Annotated in this window: 17 protein-coding genes and 1 pseudogene; 5 read left to right on the forward strand and 13 right to left on the reverse strand. The window is 51.3% G+C overall.

Features of this window, described 5'->3' with window-relative positions; all coding sequences use genetic code 11:
* Nucleotides 1-78 precede the first annotated feature (78 nt).
* The 3 genes from D6C13_RS04545 (at nt 79) to D6C13_RS04555 (ending at nt 3721) form a co-directional block, all read left to right on the forward strand.
* Nucleotides 79-1530 (forward strand): tagaturonate reductase, encoded by a 1452-nt coding sequence (locus D6C13_RS04545; protein WP_120131633.1) that lies wholly within the window; start codon nt 79-81, stop codon nt 1528-1530.
* Nucleotides 1531-1540: 10 nt separating this feature from the next.
* Nucleotides 1541-3031 carry a UxaA family hydrolase gene (locus D6C13_RS04550; RefSeq protein WP_120131634.1) on the forward strand — a complete coding sequence of 497 codons (1491 nt, stop codon included), beginning with the start codon at nt 1541-1543 and terminating at the stop codon, nt 3029-3031.
* 126 nt (nt 3032-3157) lie between these two features.
* Nucleotides 3158-3721 (forward strand): YgjV family protein, encoded by a 564-nt coding sequence (locus tag D6C13_RS04555; RefSeq protein ID WP_120131635.1) that lies wholly within the window; start codon nt 3158-3160, stop codon nt 3719-3721.
* A 24-nt stretch (nt 3722-3745) separates the two neighbouring features.
* Here the strand turns inward: D6C13_RS04555 and D6C13_RS04560 are convergent, their stop codons facing one another.
* From D6C13_RS04560 to pyrB, 7 genes are all read right to left on the reverse strand, one after another.
* Nucleotides 3746-4477 carry a proteasome-type protease gene (locus D6C13_RS04560; protein WP_120131636.1) on the reverse strand — a complete coding sequence of 244 codons (732 nt, stop codon included), beginning with the start codon at nt 4475-4477 and terminating at the stop codon, nt 3746-3748.
* 25 nt (nt 4478-4502) lie between these two features.
* Nucleotides 4503-5297, reverse strand: coding sequence for a transglutaminase family protein (locus D6C13_RS04565; RefSeq protein WP_120131637.1), 795 nt, complete (start codon nt 5295-5297; stop codon nt 4503-4505).
* Entirely contained in the window at nt 5297-6238 is a 942-nt protein-coding gene (locus tag D6C13_RS04570) for an alpha-E domain-containing protein (protein WP_120131638.1), read from the reverse strand. The genes D6C13_RS04565 and D6C13_RS04570 overlap by 1 nt, the downstream gene beginning before the upstream one ends.
* Nucleotides 6232-7683, reverse strand: a complete 1452-nt coding sequence (locus D6C13_RS04575; RefSeq protein ID WP_120131639.1) for a circularly permuted type 2 ATP-grasp protein — start codon at nt 7681-7683, stop codon at nt 6232-6234. The genes D6C13_RS04570 and D6C13_RS04575 overlap by 7 nt, the downstream gene beginning before the upstream one ends.
* 208 nt (nt 7684-7891) lie before the next feature.
* Complete coding sequence (gene ridA, locus D6C13_RS04580; RefSeq protein WP_120131640.1) at nt 7892-8278, reverse strand: 2-iminobutanoate/2-iminopropanoate deaminase; 387 nt, start codon at nt 8276-8278, stop codon at nt 7892-7894.
* A gap of 53 nt (nt 8279-8331) precedes the next feature.
* The gene (gene pyrI, locus D6C13_RS04585; RefSeq protein ID WP_120131641.1) at nt 8332-8796 is read right to left on the reverse strand and encodes an aspartate carbamoyltransferase regulatory subunit; all 465 of its coding nucleotides are present in this window, start codon (nt 8794-8796) and stop codon (nt 8332-8334) included.
* A 19-nt stretch (nt 8797-8815) separates the two neighbouring features.
* Nucleotides 8816-9751, reverse strand: coding sequence for an aspartate carbamoyltransferase (gene pyrB / locus D6C13_RS04590; protein ID WP_120131642.1), 936 nt, complete (start codon nt 9749-9751; stop codon nt 8816-8818).
* 381 nt (nt 9752-10132) lie between these two features.
* On the opposite strand from pyrB, the gene D6C13_RS04595 reads away from it, so the two are divergent.
* On the forward strand, nt 10133-10603 hold the full coding sequence (locus D6C13_RS04595; RefSeq protein ID WP_120131643.1) for a NanQ anomerase/TabA/YiaL family protein: 471 nt from the start codon (nt 10133-10135) through the stop codon (nt 10601-10603).
* Here the strand turns inward: D6C13_RS04595 and D6C13_RS04600 are convergent.
* Both D6C13_RS04600 and argF read right to left on the reverse strand, forming a co-directional pair.
* Nucleotides 10584-12386 (reverse strand): alpha-amylase family glycosyl hydrolase, encoded by a 1803-nt coding sequence (locus D6C13_RS04600; RefSeq protein ID WP_120131644.1) that lies wholly within the window; start codon nt 12384-12386, stop codon nt 10584-10586. The two genes, D6C13_RS04595 and D6C13_RS04600, sit on opposite strands and share 20 nt — an antisense overlap.
* Before the next feature lie 173 nt (nt 12387-12559).
* Nucleotides 12560-13567: an ornithine carbamoyltransferase gene (gene argF / locus D6C13_RS04605; RefSeq protein ID WP_120131645.1), complete on the reverse strand. Its 1008-nt coding sequence runs from the start codon at nt 13565-13567 to the stop codon at nt 12560-12562.
* Nucleotides 13568-13738: 171 nt separating this feature from the next.
* Here argF and rraB point away from each other — a divergent pair, with 171 nt between their 5' ends.
* Nucleotides 13739-14164, forward strand: coding sequence for a ribonuclease E inhibitor RraB (gene rraB, locus D6C13_RS04610; RefSeq protein ID WP_112169305.1), 426 nt, complete (start codon nt 13739-13741; stop codon nt 14162-14164).
* Nucleotides 14165-14338: 174 nt separating this feature from the next.
* Here the strand turns inward: rraB and D6C13_RS04615 are convergent.
* From D6C13_RS04615 to D6C13_RS04630, 4 genes and pseudogenes are all read right to left on the reverse strand, one after another.
* A pseudogene (locus D6C13_RS04615) lies at nt 14339-15546 on the reverse strand (IS256 family transposase).
* Between the two features lie 198 nt (nt 15547-15744).
* The gene (locus D6C13_RS04620; protein ID WP_120131646.1) at nt 15745-16110 is read right to left on the reverse strand and encodes a hypothetical protein; all 366 of its coding nucleotides are present in this window, start codon (nt 16108-16110) and stop codon (nt 15745-15747) included.
* Between the two features lie 14 nt (nt 16111-16124).
* Nucleotides 16125-16973 (reverse strand): glucosaminidase domain-containing protein, encoded by an 849-nt coding sequence (locus D6C13_RS04625; RefSeq protein WP_120131647.1) that lies wholly within the window; start codon nt 16971-16973, stop codon nt 16125-16127.
* 93 nt (nt 16974-17066) lie between these two features.
* The gene (locus D6C13_RS04630) at nt 17067-17546 is read right to left on the reverse strand and encodes an Hcp family type VI secretion system effector (protein ID WP_120131648.1); all 480 of its coding nucleotides are present in this window, start codon (nt 17544-17546) and stop codon (nt 17067-17069) included.
* Between the last annotated feature and the right edge of the window lie 3 nt (nt 17547-17549).

The following is a 17549-nucleotide window of genomic DNA, read 5'->3' on the forward strand; positions in this document are numbered from 1 at the left end:
TCCAACAATGAACGACGGCCACGGGGCGTTATCCCGCCCTCAAAGACCGGAGTCTGAGCAAATTAAGGTGAACGTGAGATGCAAAGGTTAAATCGCCGTGACTTCCCTGGCCGTCAGCACCCGGACAAAATAATCCAGTTTGGTGAAGGTAACTTCCTGCGGGCATTTGTTGACTGGCAAATCGACCTGCTAAATGAACATACCGATCTCGATGCGGGTATCGTAGTTATCCGCCCGATTGATACTGATTTTCCACCTTCACTGAGTACACAGGATGGTCTGTACACCACCATCATCAGCGGCCTGAACGAGCAGGGTGAAACGGTGCGTGATACCCGCATCATCCGTTCTGTTAACCGCGAAATTAATATCTATCATCAGTTTGATGAATATCTGGCGCTGGCCCGCGATCCGAATATTCGCTTTATGTTCTCTAATACTACTGAAGCCGGTATCAGCTTCGTCGAGAGCGATCGTCTGGAAGATGCGCCTCCGGCCAGCTTCCCGGCCAAACTGACCCGTTTGCTGTTCGAACGTTTTAACCATTTCGACGGTGCTGCTGATAAAGGCTGGGTTCTGCTGCCGTGCGAACTGATCGACTACAACGGCGAAGCATTGCGGGAACTGGTGCTGCGTTACGCACAACTTTGGGCACTGCCGGCGGCATTCACGCAGTGGCTGGAAAACAGCAATACTTTCTGTTCAACGCTGGTTGACCGCATTGTGACCGGTTATCCGCGCAGCGAAGTCGACAGCCTGCAGGAAGAACTCGGCTATCAGGACAGCTTCTTTGACAGCGCCGAACACTTCTATCTGTTTGTCATTCAGGGGCCGAAAAGTCTGGCTCAGGAACTGCGTCTGGACAAACTGCCACTGAATATCCGTCTGGTCGACGACATCAAGCCGTATAAAGAACGCAAAGTGGCGATCCTTAATGGCGCACATACCGCGCTGGTGCCGGTGGCATTCCTGGCAGGGTTGAATACTGTGGGCGAATCGATGAATGACCCACAAATCAGCCGCTTTGTCGAACTGGCCATCGCCGAGGAGATCTCGCCGGTGCTGGATTTACCGCAGGATGAACTGACGTCCTTTGCCCAGGCTGTGCTCAGCCGTTTCCGCAATCCGTTCATCCAGCATCAGCTTTTGTCGATTGCCCTGAACGGTATGACTAAATACCGCACGCGCATTTTGCCGCAGCTGCTGGCGAGCCAGGAAAAGAATCAGCTTCTGCCTCCGCGCCTGACCTTTGCGCTGGCGGCGTTACTGGCGTTTTACCGGGGTGAGCGTAACGGTGAGATGTATCCGCTTCAGGACGATGCACACTGGCTGAGCCGTTTCTCCGGACTGTGGAGTGATGTACGTAACGGCAGCCTGCCGTTAATCGGTCTGGTGGAAACCGTGCTGGCAGATGAAGAACACTGGGGACGTGACCTGAATACCGTGCCGGGTCTGACGGTGAAAGTGACCGAGCAATTGCAGGCGATTGAAGATCGCGGCATGCGTGATGCGTTGGCGGCTTACAGCTAAGAGAGCAACTATGCAAAGTATCATTCAAATTCATACCGCTGATAACGTCGCTGTAGCTTTGCGCGATATTGAGGCGGGCGAACAGGTTGAAGCGGGCGGATATTCCGTGGTTCTGGCTCAGCCTGTGGCACGTGGTCACAAATTTGCCCTGAAACCGATCGCGGCCGGGGAAAATATTGTGAAATACGGCCTGCCGATTGGCCATGCGCTGGCCGCGATTGAACCGGGTGTGCATATCCATTCACAAAACGGCAAAACCAATCTCAGCGATCTGGATGAATACCAGTATCAGCCGGATTTCGCCACCGTGCCGGAACAGATGGCGGATCGCGACGTGCAGATCTTCCGCCGTAATAACGGTCAGGTCGGGATCCGTAACGAACTGTGGCTGATCCCGACCGTGGGCTGCGTCAACGGTATCGCGCGTCAGATCCAGTCACGTTTTCTGAAAGAAACCAATGACGCTGAAGGCATCGACGGCGTTTACCTGTTCACACACCCGTTTGGTTGCTCGCAACTGGGTGATGACCATGTAAACACCCGTACCATGTTGCAAAACATGGTACGTCATCCGAACGCGGGTGCCGTGCTGGTGATCGGCCTGGGTTGTGAAAACAATCAGGTGGACGTGTTCCGTGAAACGCTGGGCGAAGTGGACGAAGAACGCGTGCGCTTCATGACGCTGCAAAAATTCGATGACGAAGTGGAAGCCGGACTGGAACGTCTGCGCGAACTGTATGCCGTGATGCGTGACGATAAACGCGTTCCGGGCAAACTCAGCGAGCTGAAATTTGGTCTGGAATGCGGCGGCTCCGATGGCCTGTCAGGCATCACTGCCAACCCGCTGCTGGGACGCTTCTCTGACTACGTAATCGCCAACGGCGGTACTTCCGTACTGACCGAAGTGCCGGAAATGTTTGGTGCCGAACGTATTCTGATGAGCCGCTGCCGCGATGAAGGCACGTTTGAGAAAACGGTTCACATGGTGAACGATTTCAAACAGTACTTCATCGAGCATAATCAGCCGATTTACGAAAACCCGTCTCCGGGTAACAAAGCCGGTGGTATCACCACGCTGGAAGAGAAATCGCTGGGCTGCACGCAGAAAGCCGGTCAAAGCCCGGTAATGGATGTGCTGAAATACGGCGAGCGCCTGACCACGCCGGGCCTGAACTTACTGAGTGCGCCGGGTAACGACGCCGTTGCCACCAGCGCGCTGGCGGGTGCCGGTTGTCATATGGTGCTGTTCAGTACCGGACGCGGCACGCCTTATGGTGGTTTTGTCCCGACGGTGAAACTGGCGACGAACAGCGAACTGGCGGCGAAAAAACCGCACTGGATCGATTTCGATGCCGGGCAACTGATCCACGATGTGAGTATGGATCATCTGCTGGGTGAGTTTGTCGATCTGATCGTGGCGATCGCGGATGGCCGTAAAGCCAAAAACGAAATCAATGATTTCCGCGAATTAGCGATCTTCAAAAGCGGCGTCACATTGTAACCGGTCAGGATTGTCGTTAGAATGAAACGGCGTTTCAGTCATGAGGCGCCGTTTTTTTATTTAAAAAATCGACGTAATTTCCACGTGATTTACACGAAAATCCTCCACGGATGAGATCCCGGACAAATGACCTATTACTGGTTTGCCCAGTCAGTTGGTGTTCTGGCCTTCATGGTCGGCATCACGATGTTTTTCAACCGCAGCGACCGCCGCTTTAAACAACAACTTTCTGCCTACAGCGCCATTATCGGCGTGCATTTTCTGATGATGGGTGCAGCACCGGCGGGCATGAGCGCCTTGCTTAACTCACTGCGCACGCTGATTTCCCTGCGTACCCGTAACCAGTGGATTATGGTGGTTTTCATCGTCCTCACGCTGGTGTTAGGGATTAGCCGCGCACATTACTGGGTGGAATTATTGCCGGTCGGCGCCACAGTCGTCAGTACCTGGGCGCTGTTTCGCACCAGCGGGCTGACCACGCGCTGCATTATGTGGTGCTCAACCTGCTGCTGGGTGGTGCACAATATCTGGCTCGGTTCGATCGGTGGCTCGCTTATTGAAGGCAGTTTTCTGGTAATGAACGGTTTTAACATCATCCGTTTTCGCCGCCTGCAACTGCGCGGCATCGATCCGTTTGAGGTCGAGAAAAAGATCGTTCAGAAGATGGATGAAAATAAAGCAGCGGAGTGAGAGCCCACTCCGCCTGAAGCGAATTTACTCATCTAATTTCAGCGGCGGCAGCTGGCCGAAAATGCTCAGTAAGCCTTCGCCCCAGCCTTTGCGGATCATGTCGAAATACGGGTGTGTTTCAGTGATCCGGTGCTGTTGCGCTGCGCTGAAGCTGTCCGTCGGATAGGTCATCACGTCCAGCGGCAGACCGACGGAAAGATTACTGCGCAGCGTAGAATCCATTGAAATAAGCGCACATTGCATCGCCTGATCCAGCGCCGTGTCGTAGCTCAGCACGCGGTCAATAATCGGCTTGCCGTACTTACTTTCGCCAATTTGGAAATACGGCGTGTCATGTGTGGCTTCGATGAAATTCCCCTGCGGATAAATGTGGAACAGCCGCAGTCCTTCCCCTTTTATCTGACCGCCGAGCAGCAGATTACAGCTGAAATCGGTGTTTCCGCCCTGATTCGTGCCGCTGTCACGGGCAATCACTTCCCGCACTGTTTCACCCAGCAGGCTGGCCGCGTCGTACAGCGACTTCACGTTCAGCAGGTTTTCCCGCTCATCGTCTACGCAGCGGCGGTGCAGCAGGCTGATAATGCTCTGTGTGGTCGCCAGATTCCCGGCACTTTGAATAACCAGCACGCGTTCATCGCTTTGATGAAAAACATGCAGTTTACGGAAAGTGGAAATATGGTCCACTCCGGCATTGGTGCGTGAATCGGATACAAACACCAGGCCAGAGGACAAGCGCATGGCCACACAGTAAGTCATAAAAAATCTTCCTCAGGCGTCAGGTTTATTGTGGCACGTCGAGCATCGCAACGGCTGCGACAGTACGCATGTCTTCGCTGCCTCCACCCAACCGGATACCGCGGACCGGGCATGCATCAAGATAATCTATGCCGATAGCCAGTTTCAAATGCTGATTCGGTTTACAGGTATTGTTGGTGACATCAAAGCTCTGCCAGCGGTTATCCAGCCAGGCTTCCGCCCAGGCATGCATCGCCACATGCGTTGAATCTTGCGAATAAAGATAGCCGCTGACATAGCGCGCCGGAATACCCAGACTGCGGCAACAGGCGAGGAAAACGTGGGTGTGATCCTGACAAACGCCGGTTTGCGCCGAAAAAGCCTGCGACGCGCTGTCTTTCACCGTGGTGCTGCCGGGGTTGTAAGGCATTTTCAGCAGCAGCTCGCCCATCAGATTGCACAGACTTTCGTGCTGAGCCTGCGGGCGGTAATAACGGCTGGCGAAATCCCGGATCGCCCCGTCGGCTTGCGTCAGCGGGCTGGTCCTTAAAAACACCAGCGGCGAAAGATGCCCGGTATTATCGTCTTCCATATTGTCTTCAATCTCGACCACGCCGTTGGCGACAATGGTAATCGCCTGATGGGGCTGATCGAGGGTGAGAACATGCAGCACATTGCCGTAAGCATCCAGCGTGCGGGTGGCGTATTCCGGTAAGGTCAGATCCCAGGACAAAATCTTCTGATGGCTGGAATCCTGCGGCGTAAGGCGCAGATATTGCGTGCTGTGCTTGACCTGCTGCGCGTAGCTGTAATGCGTCTGATGCGAGACATTCAGTTTCATTATTGAGCCTCCAGATAGGTTTGATGAATGCTCTCAGCGATGGCATTGGTCTGGTCAAGGAACTGCATTAACCAGGGGCTGAGGCCCATCTCGACGATCTCTTCCATTTCGGTGAAACGCAGCTGAGCGTGAAGGGTATGAACGCGGCGGCGGGGCAGATTGCCCGCGGTTCCGCCGATTTCTTCCAGCTGTTCGGCCATGATTTCGATACAGGAAAGCAACGAGCGCGGTAACTCGCGGCGCAGAACCAGCAGTTCCGCAATGCGCTTCTGGCTGAGTTGCTGTTTGTATAACGTGTGGAACGCTTCGCGGGCGCTGACGGCGCGTAGCAGCGTGTCCATCCGGTAGTATTCACGCACCGGATCTTCATCGGCGTTCAGCAGCTGATTTTTGGCATCCAGCAGGCGCGCGGTACTGTCTGCACGTTCGAGCATGGTGCCGAGGCGGATGAAGTTCTGTGCATCGCTGCGCAAAAGGGTGCCGAACATCGCGCCGCGAAACAGATGTGAGCGCTCCTTAACCCAGTCGAAGAAAGAGTCTGCACCGGCGGAACCGACTCCCTGACGGCGGATCAGTTTCATCTCAATCCAGGTGGCATTAATGCTTTCCCAGACTTCTGATGACAGGCTGCCGCGCACCGCATGGGCATTGTTCCAGGCCATTTGCAGACAGCTGAAAATACTGCTGTGGTTAAAACTGTCTAGCGCAAAAAAGTTGAGCAGATTGCTCATCGTCTCCTGCGGGTAGTGTTCGTTGAAAAGTGTCCGGGTGCCGGTCATGGTCAGCGGTACCAGCAGGTCATTGTTTTCATCGCGTGCATTTACATCGCGAATCGACATCATCGACAGCTTGTTGGTCACGTCCAGCAGGCGGGCGATATTCTCGGCGCGTTCCAGATAACGCGCCATCCAGTACAGTTCGCTGGCTGTTCTGCTTAGCATGCGTCATCCTCCGTCGGATTTTCTTCCAGTACCCAGGTGTCTTTGGTGCCACCGCCTTGGGATGAGTTCACGACCAGTGAACCTTCCGCCAGCGCCACGCGGGTTAATCCGCCTGGCACCAGACGGATTTCCGCACCGGTCAGTGCGAAAGGTCGCAGGTCGATATGGCGTGGTGCCAGTCCGTTGCCGACAAATGTCGGGCAGGTGGAAAGCGCCAGCGTTTCCTGGGCAATGTAGTTTTCCGGGCGGGCATGCAGTAATTCGCGAAAGCGTTCAATTTCGGCTTTGCTGGCCGTCGGGCCAATCAACATGCCGTAACCGCCGGCGCCATGAACCTCTTTCACCACCATTTTTTCCAGATTCGCCAGCACGAAAGACAGATCACTTTCCTTACGGCATTGCCAGGTTGGCACGTTATTAAGGATCGGATCTTCGGCCAGATAGTAGCGGATCATCTCCGGCACATACGGATAGATAGATTTGTCATCCGCCACGCCGGTGCCGATCGCATTCGCCAGCACGACGCCACCGGCGCGATACACTGAAAGCAGGCCGGGAACGCCGAGCATCGAATCGGCGCGGAACGCCAGCGGATCGAGGAACGCATCGTCAATGCGCCGGTAAATCACATCAATTTTGCAGGGTCCGGCGGTAGTGCGCATAAACACCGCACCGTCTTTGACGAACAAATCGACGCTTTCTACCAGTTCCACGCCCATTTGCTGCGCGAGGAAACTGTGCTCGAAATACGCGCTGTTAAAGCGGCCAGGCGTCAGCACTACGACGGTCGGATCGTTGACCGGCGTGCTTTCACGCAGCGTTTGTAGCAAGTGGGAAGGATAGCGGGAAACCGGCGCGATACGCTGCTCGGCAAACAGTTCGGGGTATAACCGCATCATCATTTTGCGGTTTTCCATCATGTAAGAAACGCCGGACGGTGTGCGCAGGTTGTCTTCCAGCACGTAATATTCACCATCGCCGCCACGCACCATGTCGGTTCCGGCAATGTGGGCGTACGTATCGCGGTGCAGATCGATACCCTGCATACAGGGCTGATACTGATCGTTGGCCAGCACCTGCTCGGCGGGTACGATCCCGGCTTTGAGGATCTTCTGGTCGTGATAAATATCATGCAGAAAAGCATTCAGCGCCTGAACCCGCTGGCGGATCCCCTGGTCGAGCATCTGCCATTCGCTGGCCGGAATAATACGCGGCACGCTGTCGAACGGGATCAGCCGTTCCGCACCATCATCTTCGCCGTAAACGTTAAAGGTAATTCCCACCCGATGGAACAACAGCGCGGCTTCTTCTTTTTTGCGCTGAACTGCCTGTTGATCGGCTTGCTGCAACCACTGCCAGTAGGCCTGATAATGGCTGCGGTGTGTCCCTTCAGCCATGAGCATCTCATCAAAAAAGGGTGAATCGGAAAGGTCAATCTTGATCATCATCACCTCACAAACTGGACAGGCCGCAATTGAATCGTTCAATAACAATGAAGATCAGGCATAAAGTGTGCCAGCGTGCAAAACGGGCAGGAAATCAGGGGAAATGAGGAAGGTCTGCTTAATTATAGAGCGGAAAAGGGTTTCTTTGCCTGAAAATGGGGCAAAAAAAACCAGCCCGCAGGCTGGTCTGGTGCATCGCTGGCGCGGATTAACGGCGAACGGCGATAGCTTCGATTTCGATTTTCACGTCTTTTGGCAGACGGGCCACTTCAACACACGAGCGCGCCGGGAACGAAGCTTTATGTTCAGTGAAGAACGCTTCGTAAGTGGCGTTAACGGTGGCGAAGTCATTCAGATCTTTCACGAAAACGGTGGTTTTCACGATGTCTGAAACTTTCAGGCCAGCGGCTTCAACGATCGCTTGTACGTTTTCCAGTGACTGACGCGCCTGCGCAGCGATATCGTCAGCTACCGCGCCGGTTTTTGGATCCACAGGGATCTGGCCGGAAGTGATGATCATGCTGCCCAGATCCACGCCCTGAACGTAAGGACCGATAGCGGCAGGGGCGTTTTCAGTGCTGATTTCGCGGGACATAATGTCTCCTGATTATGAGTGATGGGGAACGAGATGTGCGCCAGTATAATCGCTCAGTCGTTATTCAGCACCACCTGATGCTCAAACTCTTTCTCGCAGTATTTGCATTTCAGGTGCACGCCGTCTGCGCGCTGTTTCACCGCAAAGCTGGAATCCACTGGTTCAAAGCGGCTGATGCAGTTGCCGTTCGGACAGCGCAGAACGCCGACAATGCGATCCGGCAGCGTCGGCATCAGCTTTTTCACCACGTCATAATTGTCGATGCGGTTCACTGTCGCACGCGGGGCATACACCGCCAGCTGATTGACCTGCTCATCGGTGAGGAAGGTGTTCTCGATTTTGATGATGTCTTTGCGGCCCAGCTCGCCGGAAGGCAGATTCAGGCCGACGGTCACGCGCTGGTCAGTTTGGGTAAACTTGAACAGCGACAGCAATTTAAACCCGATTTGCGCCGGAATATGGTCGATAACGGTACCGCATTTGATCGCTTCAACCTGAAGTTTATTGTCGTGAGTCATAATCGTTTTCTCCTCAAGTTTACTGTGCAGTGTCTGCGTTCAGAACCAGCGCCAGCAAAGCCTGACGCGCAAAAATCCCGTTACCGGCCTGCTGGAAATACCAGGCGTAAGGCGTTTTATCAACGTCTGGTGTAATTTCATCGATACGTGGCAGCGGATGCAGCACTTTCAGGTGCGGCTGAGCGTTCGTCAGGTCGGCAGCTCGCAGGACAAACTGCGCTTTCACGTTGGCGTATTCCGACGGATCCAGACGCTCTTTCTGCACGCGGGTCATGTACAGAATGTCGATTTCTGACACCACTTCATCAATGCTGGTGTGCAGACTGTATTCGATGCCTTTCTCTTCGAGCAACGACAGAATATAGCCCGGCATCGCCAGCGCATCTGGCGCGATGAAGTAGAAGCGGTTGCCATTAAATTTCGCCAGCGCCTGTGCCAGGGAATGCACCGTGCGGCCATACTTCAGATCGCCGACCATGGCGATTTTGATGTTATCCAGACGCCCCTGCGTTTCCTGAATAGTGAATAAATCCAGCAAGGTCTGGGTCGGATGCTGGTTAGCACCGTCACCGGCGTTCAGCACCGGAATGCAGCCGGAGAATTCAGTCGCCAGGCGCGCCGCACCTTCCTGCGGATGGCGCATGACAATCGCATCCACATAGGTGCTGATGACCGAAATCGTGTCGGCCAGCGTTTCGCCTTTTTTACCGAGCGAGGTATTGCTGCTGTCGGAGAAACCGACCACCGAGGCGCCCAGACGATGCATCGACGTTTCAAACGACAAACGCGTACGGGTTGAGGCTTCGAAGAAACAACTGGCGATCACTTTGTGTTTCAGCAATTCCGGCTGCGGATTGGCTTTCAGGCTGGCAGCGGTGTCCAGCACCAGCTCCAGCTCCTCGCGGCTGAGATCGTTGATAGAAATGATGTCTTTCTGATACAGCGGATTGGCCATAGTCATTCTCCTGTTCTTAACGCGTAAAAAGTGGGGCACTCAAATTCCGGACAAAAAAAAGCCCCTCATTGAGGGGCTTTCAGTAATACGGTAATACCACGGAAGAACAACGGCAGCGGGCTGCCTGATGGCACGGTGTTTGGTCGATCATCTGAGCACAAAACGTGGCGATTGTTCATGGGTTCTCCCGGCAAATTGTGGCGCATTATACGCGCGTCGCTGACGACATCAAGCGGAAAAATGGCCGACGGGCAAACGATTGGTATGACGGAAAACGAAGGCGAAAACTGTTAACTGGATCAAAGGGCGCAGCCGTTGGGTGCATTATCATGGACGGACATTGAAACACTATTTCATTTTAACGTTAGCGAAGGGAAAACCATGATCACCGGCAATATCCATCAACTGCATTTAGTACCCTATCTGCCCGCAGAGCTGCGCGAGGCTATTGAATACGTTAAAAAACACATCACGCCAGACACCCCGCTGGGCAAACATGATATCCGTGGCAATGACGTTTTTGTGCTGATATCCAATGATTCCACTGCGCCGCAGGCTGAACGCCGCGCCGAATTCCACGCCCGTAATTTGGATATCCAGATTATCCTTAATGGTACTGAAGGCATGACATTTAGTAACTTACCGGCCGGGTATGTTGATACCGACTGGCTGGAAGATAAAGACATCGCGTTTCTGGCCGCCGGCGAGCAGGAAAAAACCATGATCATGCAGGCCGGTGATTTCGTGGTGTTTTATCCGGGCGAAGTGCATAAACCGCTGTGCGCAGTAGGCGAACCGGCGAATGTGCGTAAAGCCGTCGTGAAGATGAACGTCAGCGCAATGTCCGCTTAATGCTTATCGTATAACGCTTCGTGCGTTTGATGAGCTTCATCCGCCAGCGGCGCAACCTGCCGAGACGTTCCGGCGCTTTGAGTTTGTGTTTGATCCACACCACCTGCCACGGCTGGAGTCGCATCTGGCCGTTAAACACCTCCCCGCCAATCAGATCTTTGCCTTCCACCGCCAGTTTCAGTACCTGTGAATGATCGCTGATATTAAATACGCAGCTGATCCGGTCTTCCGTTTTTGGATCATAACGTTCCATAGCGAACAGCGATTTGCCCAGATCAAATACGCGCTGACCCGCCTGCGGCGAAAATGCCGGGTGTTCGCGCCGGTGTTTGATCAGTGCCTGTAAACCGTAAAAAACGCGGGCACTCAGACTGTCTTTTTTTTCCAGCTCAGCTTCGACTTTTTCCAGCTCGAGTTTTTTACGATTAATACGGCGGTTAATCCCCGACTGATGCATACCGTCGAGATCGTTCTCGCTGCCGAGCAGGCTGTGGATATAAATCGCCGGCACGCCGATAAATGACAGCAGCAGCGCCTGAGCGGCCAGAAACTTACGGGCTTTCAGTTCGTCATTATCTTCCGGATTGGTCAGCGCGCTCAGGTAGTTGATGTTCAGCTCGTAAGGCGAATGCGTGCCGTCACCGTTGTCTTTATAGGAAACCCGGCCTTCTTTGCGCAGAGTTTCCTGCGCCATGTATTTGCGTTCGTCATCGCTGAGGAACGTTTCTGTCGGGCGTAAACCAATGCCGTCGTGGCTGGCCAGAAAGTTGAAATATGTCGTGTCAGGATAGCGCGCTTCCGCATTCAGGCTTTGTGCCCATTGAGTGAGTGTGGTGGTGTCCTGCCGCAAAAAGGCGTGCAGCGTCAGCGGCGGCAGCGGGAACTGATACACCATGTGCGCCTCGTCGCCTTCACCGAAATAACTGATATTTTCGTGATGCGGCACGTTAGTTTCGGTGACGATCCGCGTACCGGGGATCACTTCATCCAGGACTGTTCGCCACACTTTTATGATGTTATGCGCCTGCGGCATGTGAATGCAGCGCGTCCCCACTTCCTTCCAGATATAACCAATGGCATCGAGACGGATCGACTGCCCGCCACTGGCGGCGTACTGCAACAGGACATCAATGCTTTCCAGCAGCACCTGCGGGTTTTTGAAATTAATATCGACCTGATCTTCACTGAACGTCGTCCAGAGATATAACTCGTTGCCGTCGGGTTTGATAAACGGTGTCAGCAGCGGCGAAGCGCGCGGACGCACAACGCGGCTGTAATCCAGCTCCGGGTTCGAGGCAATAAAGTAATCTTTGTAATAAGGATCGTCATGCAGATAGCCTTTCATCCATTCGCTCGATCGCGAGATGTGGTTGATCACGCAGTCAAACATCAGATTGAAATTGGCCGAAAGGTGATGAATATCCGACCATCCGCCAAGATGTTCGTCGATCCGCCGGTAGTCGATCACGCTGAAGCCGTCGTCGGAACTGTACGGATACATCGGCAGAATGTGGATGTCGCTGATGATTTCGCGCAGATAAGTATTGGCGAAGTGATTGAGCGTCGCCAGCGGTGGTTGCTCACCATGACGGATATTATCGCCGTAGGTAATCAGATAAATGTTGGTGCCATCCACCCAGTCGGTGGTGCGGTGTTTGCCGTAATTCCATTTGTCGGCGAGATGCAGGATTTTTTTCAGCAGGTCGGCGATGTGTTCCCTGGGGTAAATCCTGCTTAACAGGCTTTCGAGGCGCAGGACATACTCAAGATTAACTGAGCTCATATTGGTTCCTTCTTACTGCGTTTCTGTTTTTCTGATGGAGTGATAAAACCAACGCGCTGTTAAAAGGTTAGTTGAAAATGAAGGGCTGTGACGGCAAAAAGGGGAGATAGCAGAGGATTCTGGCGTAAAAATGCGGCATCATCCGGGAAAAACGCGAATGATGCCGGGATGAATTATTCCGTGCCGAGGGTGGCCACCATCACGGCTTTGATGGTGTGCAGACGGTTTTCAGCCTGATCAAACACCACGCTGTGGCTCGATTCAAAGACTTCATCCGTCACTTCCATGCCGCCTTGCAGGCTGTATTCTTCGGCCATTTGCTTGCCGAGTGTGGTCTGGTCGTCATGGAACGCCGGCAGACAATGCAGGAACTTCACCTGCGGATTGCCTGTCAGGGCCAGCATCGCGCTGTTCACCTGATAAGGACGCAGCAAGTTAATGCGTTCTTTCCAGACTTCTTTCGGCTCGCCCATCGATACCCAGACGTCGGTATACAGGAAATCCGCATCTTTCACGCCGGTTGCGATATCCTCGGTCAGGGTAATCTTGCCGCCGTTTTCGGTGGCGAGATGCTGGCAGGTCGCGACCAGTTCAGCATCCGGCCAGCAAACTGATGGCGCGACAAGGCGTAAATCCAGGCCGCACAGCGCCGCGGCTTCCAGTAGCGAGTTCCCCATATTGTTACGGGTATCCCCCAGATAGGCGAGACGCATCCCTTTCAGCGGCTGATCGGGCAAGTGTTCCTGCATGGTCAGCAGGTCAGCCAGCAGCTGCGTCGGGTGGAATTCATTGGTTAAGCCGTTCCAGACGGGCACACCGGCATATTGCGCCAGAATTTCCACTTTATCCTGACCGAAACCACGATACTGAATACCGTCGTACATCCGTCCGAGAACGCGGGCAGTATCTTTCATCGATTCCTTATGGCCGATCTGACTGCCACTTGGGCCGAGATAGGTGACTTTCGCCCCCTGATCGTATGCGGCAACTTCGAAAGAGCATCGTGTGCGGGTTGAGTCTTTTTCGAAGATGAGCGCGATGTTTTTGCCTTGCAGGCGGGCTTTTTCGGTGCCGTTTTTCTTTGCTGCTTTGAGTTCAGCGGAGAGTTTCAGCAGGGACGAAATCTCTGACGGGGTAAAATCCAGTAACCTGAGAAAATGACGTTTACTCAACAAACTCATGATGTCGCTCCATAGCGCGTAAGCATTTCGGATTGAATTAAAATTCAATTTATCTGGATGAATATTCAATTACAACCCTGAAGTAAAAACTTTGTCGTTGTTTATAGTGGAGGCTGGCCCTGCGGTGTGTGAAAATAGACTACAAACGTCACATTGATTGAGGACAGAGAAATGGCAAACCGTGAATTGCTGGAAGAACAACGTGAAGAAACTCGCTTAATCATCGAAGAACTGCTGGATGATGGCAGTGATCCTGACGCGCTTTACACCATCGAACACCACTTATCTTCAGAGAAGTTTGAAGTGCTGGAGAAAGCGGTCGTTGAAGCGTTCAAACTGGGTTATGAAGTTTCCGACCCGGAAGAGCTGGAAGCGGAAGACGGTACTGTCATGATGTGCTGCGACGTGATCAGCGAAGTTGCGCTGAATGCAGAACTGATCGACACCCAGGTTGAGCAACTGATGAATCTGGCTGAAACCAACGGCGTAAACTACGACGGCTGGGGTACTTACTTCGAAGGCGATGACGACGAAGAGGGTGAAGAAGGCGAAGATGAAGACTTCATCGATGAAGATGATGACGGTAAACGTCATTGATTGAGTCGGGCTTCTGAATAATCAGGTTTAAAAATAAAAGGCTGCCGGAGACGGTGGCCTTTTTAATGCATAATCATTTCTTATTGGGTAGCGATAAAGGGGGAATATTACTATCCCCAGACATATCATCTTTGTCACTGAGCCTGTCCCTAATTCTGTGTAACTGCCACCGTATTAAAGGTGACCGCTCAGACGGTCACCGAACTCGATAATAAAACGACTCATCGCCAGCCGCCAGTTCTGGATCGGCATACTCCATTTTTTTGACGCATCCCTGATCGCCAGATAAATAACTTTTCTCACTGAGTCGTCCGTCGGGAACACCTTTCGCTTTTTGATAGCTACACGGATAACGCTGTTTAGCGATTCGATGGCATTCGTGGTGTAGATGGCCTTACGGATATCGGGAGGATAGCCGAAGAACGTATTGAGATTTTCCCAGTGCGCACGCCAGCTTTTGCTGATTTGCGGATATTTATCATCCCAGACGTTCGCGAACGCATCCAGCGCCATCAGTGGTGCGTCTTCCGTTGGGGCCTGATACACCGCTTTCAGTCCGCCGGTGACGGCTTTGTAATCCTTCCACGACACGTATTTCAGACTGTTACGCACCTTACGGATGATGCACAACTGGATGTGCGTCTGAGGATAAACGCTGTTTATCGCATCCGGGAAGCCCTTCAGCCCGTCCACGCAGGCAATCAGGATATCCTCAAGCCCCCGGTTTTTAAGCTCTGTCAGTACACTGAGCCAGAACTTCACCCCTTCGTTTTCTGCCAGCCACATGCCCAACAGTTCTTTCTGACCTTCAGTATTAATGCCCAGCGCGAGGAATACGGCTTTGTTAATCACGCTGCCGCCGTGACGAACTTTAACCACGATACAGTCGAGATAAACAATGGGATACAGTGCATCCAGAGGTCGATTTTGCCACTCTGTTACCTGTTCTTTAACCGCATCGGTGACTTTAGATATCAGCGTGGGAGACACGTCCGCATCGTACATTTCCCTGAACGTGGCGACGATTTCACGGGGCGTCATACCTTTGGCGTACAGGGACAAAATCTGACTGTCCATCTGCGTAAACGCGTCTGGTTTTTCTTTATGAGCTGAGGCTCAAAGGTGTTTTCACGATCGCGAGGTGTGCTCAGTTGGATCTCGCCATCGTCGCACAACAGCGTTTTGGATGAATAGCCGTTGCGGGTATTCGAGCCTGATTTTGGGGCGTTTTTCTCGTGTCCGAGGTGGTCAGTCAGCTCTGCATTGAGCGCTGTTTCAACGGTTAATTTCGTGAGCATACGAGAAAACGCATTGAGATCGGCTTCGGTTTTAAGGCCTTTAGCCAGTTCAGCCGCAAGGGCTTTGAGTTTCTTTTCGTCCATAATTTGCCTGTCTCCGTTGTTGGAGTGAACATATCAAAAACAGGCAATTACACAATTTTAATTACAGTCTCGTAAATTCAGATAGATAACGTGGCGGGTTTTACCCCTCGGTCATACAATCCTCATCTGGTGCTCATATTGCTCATGTGAGCACCAGATGAGGATTGTAAGATGATTATTTAAATTATATAAAATTCATTATTGAGAAGGTAATAGTGGTTTTAGTATCCCGTCACCAGTTAAGTCATCTTTGTCACTTGCCATTTCATGCGTTTTTTGGGATACGTATACACTGAATATACGAGGGTGAGTTTCAGGGTCTCCTTTACATTTCCCTCCATGCTTTTCTAATACATCGACAAGATCAATACCCGCCTCTATATTCTTTGTGAGAAAGTAGTCAGTGCATTTAACATCACGAACCAAGTTTTCTTGCTCGACCGTCATCTTGACTAACGAGATCACTGGATCTATTTTTATATTTTCATTAGCCATGCTTGGGTAGACTATTACTGAGGCAAAAATGAGAATTATTAAATATTTAATGTTAGCTTTATTTAACATTGTTACAACCTTTTTTATTTAGATTTAGGAACATCATAATCACTTAATCCATTTGCGCGAATTATTGAGATTAAAAGCTTCTCATAGTCAGGATTTGTTGCATATCCCGCTTTTGCAACCTCATGAACAAATTTTTCTGGGTCATCTGTAAAATTAAAAGCTGCTGAGTATCTATGATTGCCAGCGAGAAAATTTCCGTAATCATCAGCAGATTGTTCTAAAGTATCATACGAGCGAAAGCTATCTTGTATCAAGGTTGATTTGTTTCCATAGGTTTCGTGAGTAGTAATTATTATAGACTTTCCCTGCGATGATTTTCCTTTAATTCCAAAGTATATATTTCCCCTGGTTTTAGTACCATAAGCTGATTCTAACGCTCCTTGAGCAATTGTCACTGCTATTGGAATTCCTAAACGAGCCTTTAACTTTATAGCCGCTGGTAGAGCCCTATTGATCCAAACTGTCTTAATGTTGTCTGGTTTAGCATTTCTCTCTAATTTTCTCATACTAGGATCATCAGGCAGTATCGTGCTTTTGGAACGTGTACTTGAAAATTTTGTATGCGGAGATGAAGCTTTAGGGCGTTTATGATGGAGAGTTGTTTTTGTCCTGCTATTTCTCAACCTACGCTGGGTTGGACCTCTTGGATCAACAATTCCATCGAATTTTCTCATATGTAATTGTATTCTCTGGAAAAGCTCAATTCGATATTTTGTTTTGGGACCAAAAAAACCATCTTCTTTTAATAATAGTTGAGGTGTTTTTTCATCAGTCGATCTATTTAGCAGCATTTGGATTTTCTTTACGTCATCTCTTCTATTCGGTTGGCCAACTCCAACACCCGATTTTATCTTCCAACGCATTTTATTTCACCTTTCTGTTAGCATTGGCAAGTGTTTTTACTTAAGCTTAAAATTCTCAAATAAAATCGTTACTTGCCAGTGTAATTCATTTAGTTAAAACACTCTTTCATTCCATAGACTATAAGCACTTGTTCCTGCAATGATGTGCTCCCAAGTTATTGTTTCATAAGAAAAGGATAGCTCTTCATAAGCTTGGGCGTTGTTGTCATCAATAGTGTTAGGAAAAACTAAACTTATGTCACTAAGCCGTGCCTTTGTGAGCTTTATTTTAAAGAACAGCTCGTCTTTACCAAATCTGTTTGTCCGATAAATATCTAGATTAACAGTAAGTATTTCATTCTCTGAAATCGCTTTTCCAAGTAATGGGGATGACTTATCTATAGGCTTCGTTACTACTACAGGATGATGATTAACATTTTCCTCTCTGGAGAGAATATGCGACAACTCATAAACCATTATCTGATCCAAATGTGCGATCTGTGCTTTGTTCCCAATCGAATCCAGCGATGAGCATCCTGCTGAAATCAGACCCTGGGTTTGTCCTGTGAGGGTTAAGTAAATAAGGTTGGCCATGAT

The sequence above is a fragment of the Rahnella woolbedingensis genome (assembly GCF_003602095.1).
GTDB lineage: Bacteria > Pseudomonadota > Gammaproteobacteria > Enterobacterales > Enterobacteriaceae > Rahnella > Rahnella woolbedingensis.

What these genes read in the sequence shown, in the direction of transcription:
- D6C13_RS04620 (WP_120131646.1), bottom strand. Translation starts at nt 16,110, where the DNA reads ATGTTAAATAAAGCTAACATTAAATATTTAATAATTCTCATTTTTGCC.
- D6C13_RS04545 (WP_120131633.1), top strand. Translation starts at nt 79, where the DNA reads ATGCAAAGGTTAAATCGCCGTGACTTCCCTGGCCGTCAGCACCCGGAC.
- pyrB (WP_120131642.1), bottom strand. Translation starts at nt 9,751, where the DNA reads ATGGCCAATCCGCTGTATCAGAAAGACATCATTTCTATCAACGATCTC.
- ridA (WP_120131640.1), bottom strand. Translation starts at nt 8,278, where the DNA reads ATGTCCCGCGAAATCAGCACTGAAAACGCCCCTGCCGCTATCGGTCCT.
- D6C13_RS04595 (WP_120131643.1), top strand. Translation starts at nt 10,133, where the DNA reads ATGATCACCGGCAATATCCATCAACTGCATTTAGTACCCTATCTGCCC.
- D6C13_RS04630 (WP_120131648.1), bottom strand. Translation starts at nt 17,546, where the DNA reads ATGGCCAACCTTATTTACTTAACCCTCACAGGACAAACCCAGGGTCTG.
- argF (WP_120131645.1), bottom strand. Translation starts at nt 13,567, where the DNA reads ATGAGTTTGTTGAGTAAACGTCATTTTCTCAGGTTACTGGATTTTACC.
- D6C13_RS04555 (WP_120131635.1), top strand. Translation starts at nt 3,158, where the DNA reads ATGACCTATTACTGGTTTGCCCAGTCAGTTGGTGTTCTGGCCTTCATG.
- pyrI (WP_120131641.1), bottom strand. Translation starts at nt 8,796, where the DNA reads ATGACTCACGACAATAAACTTCAGGTTGAAGCGATCAAATGCGGTACC.
- D6C13_RS04625 (WP_120131647.1), bottom strand. Translation starts at nt 16,973, where the DNA reads ATGCGTTGGAAGATAAAATCGGGTGTTGGAGTTGGCCAACCGAATAGA.
- D6C13_RS04565 (WP_120131637.1), bottom strand. Translation starts at nt 5,297, where the DNA reads ATGAAACTGAATGTCTCGCATCAGACGCATTACAGCTACGCGCAGCAG.
- D6C13_RS04560 (WP_120131636.1), bottom strand. Translation starts at nt 4,477, where the DNA reads ATGACTTACTGTGTGGCCATGCGCTTGTCCTCTGGCCTGGTGTTTGTA.
- D6C13_RS04550 (WP_120131634.1), top strand. Translation starts at nt 1,541, where the DNA reads ATGCAAAGTATCATTCAAATTCATACCGCTGATAACGTCGCTGTAGCT.
- rraB (WP_112169305.1), top strand. Translation starts at nt 13,739, where the DNA reads ATGGCAAACCGTGAATTGCTGGAAGAACAACGTGAAGAAACTCGCTTA.
- D6C13_RS04575 (WP_120131639.1), bottom strand. Translation starts at nt 7,683, where the DNA reads ATGATCAAGATTGACCTTTCCGATTCACCCTTTTTTGATGAGATGCTC.
- D6C13_RS04600 (WP_120131644.1), bottom strand. Translation starts at nt 12,386, where the DNA reads ATGAGCTCAGTTAATCTTGAGTATGTCCTGCGCCTCGAAAGCCTGTTA.
- D6C13_RS04570 (WP_120131638.1), bottom strand. Translation starts at nt 6,238, where the DNA reads ATGCTAAGCAGAACAGCCAGCGAACTGTACTGGATGGCGCGTTATCTG.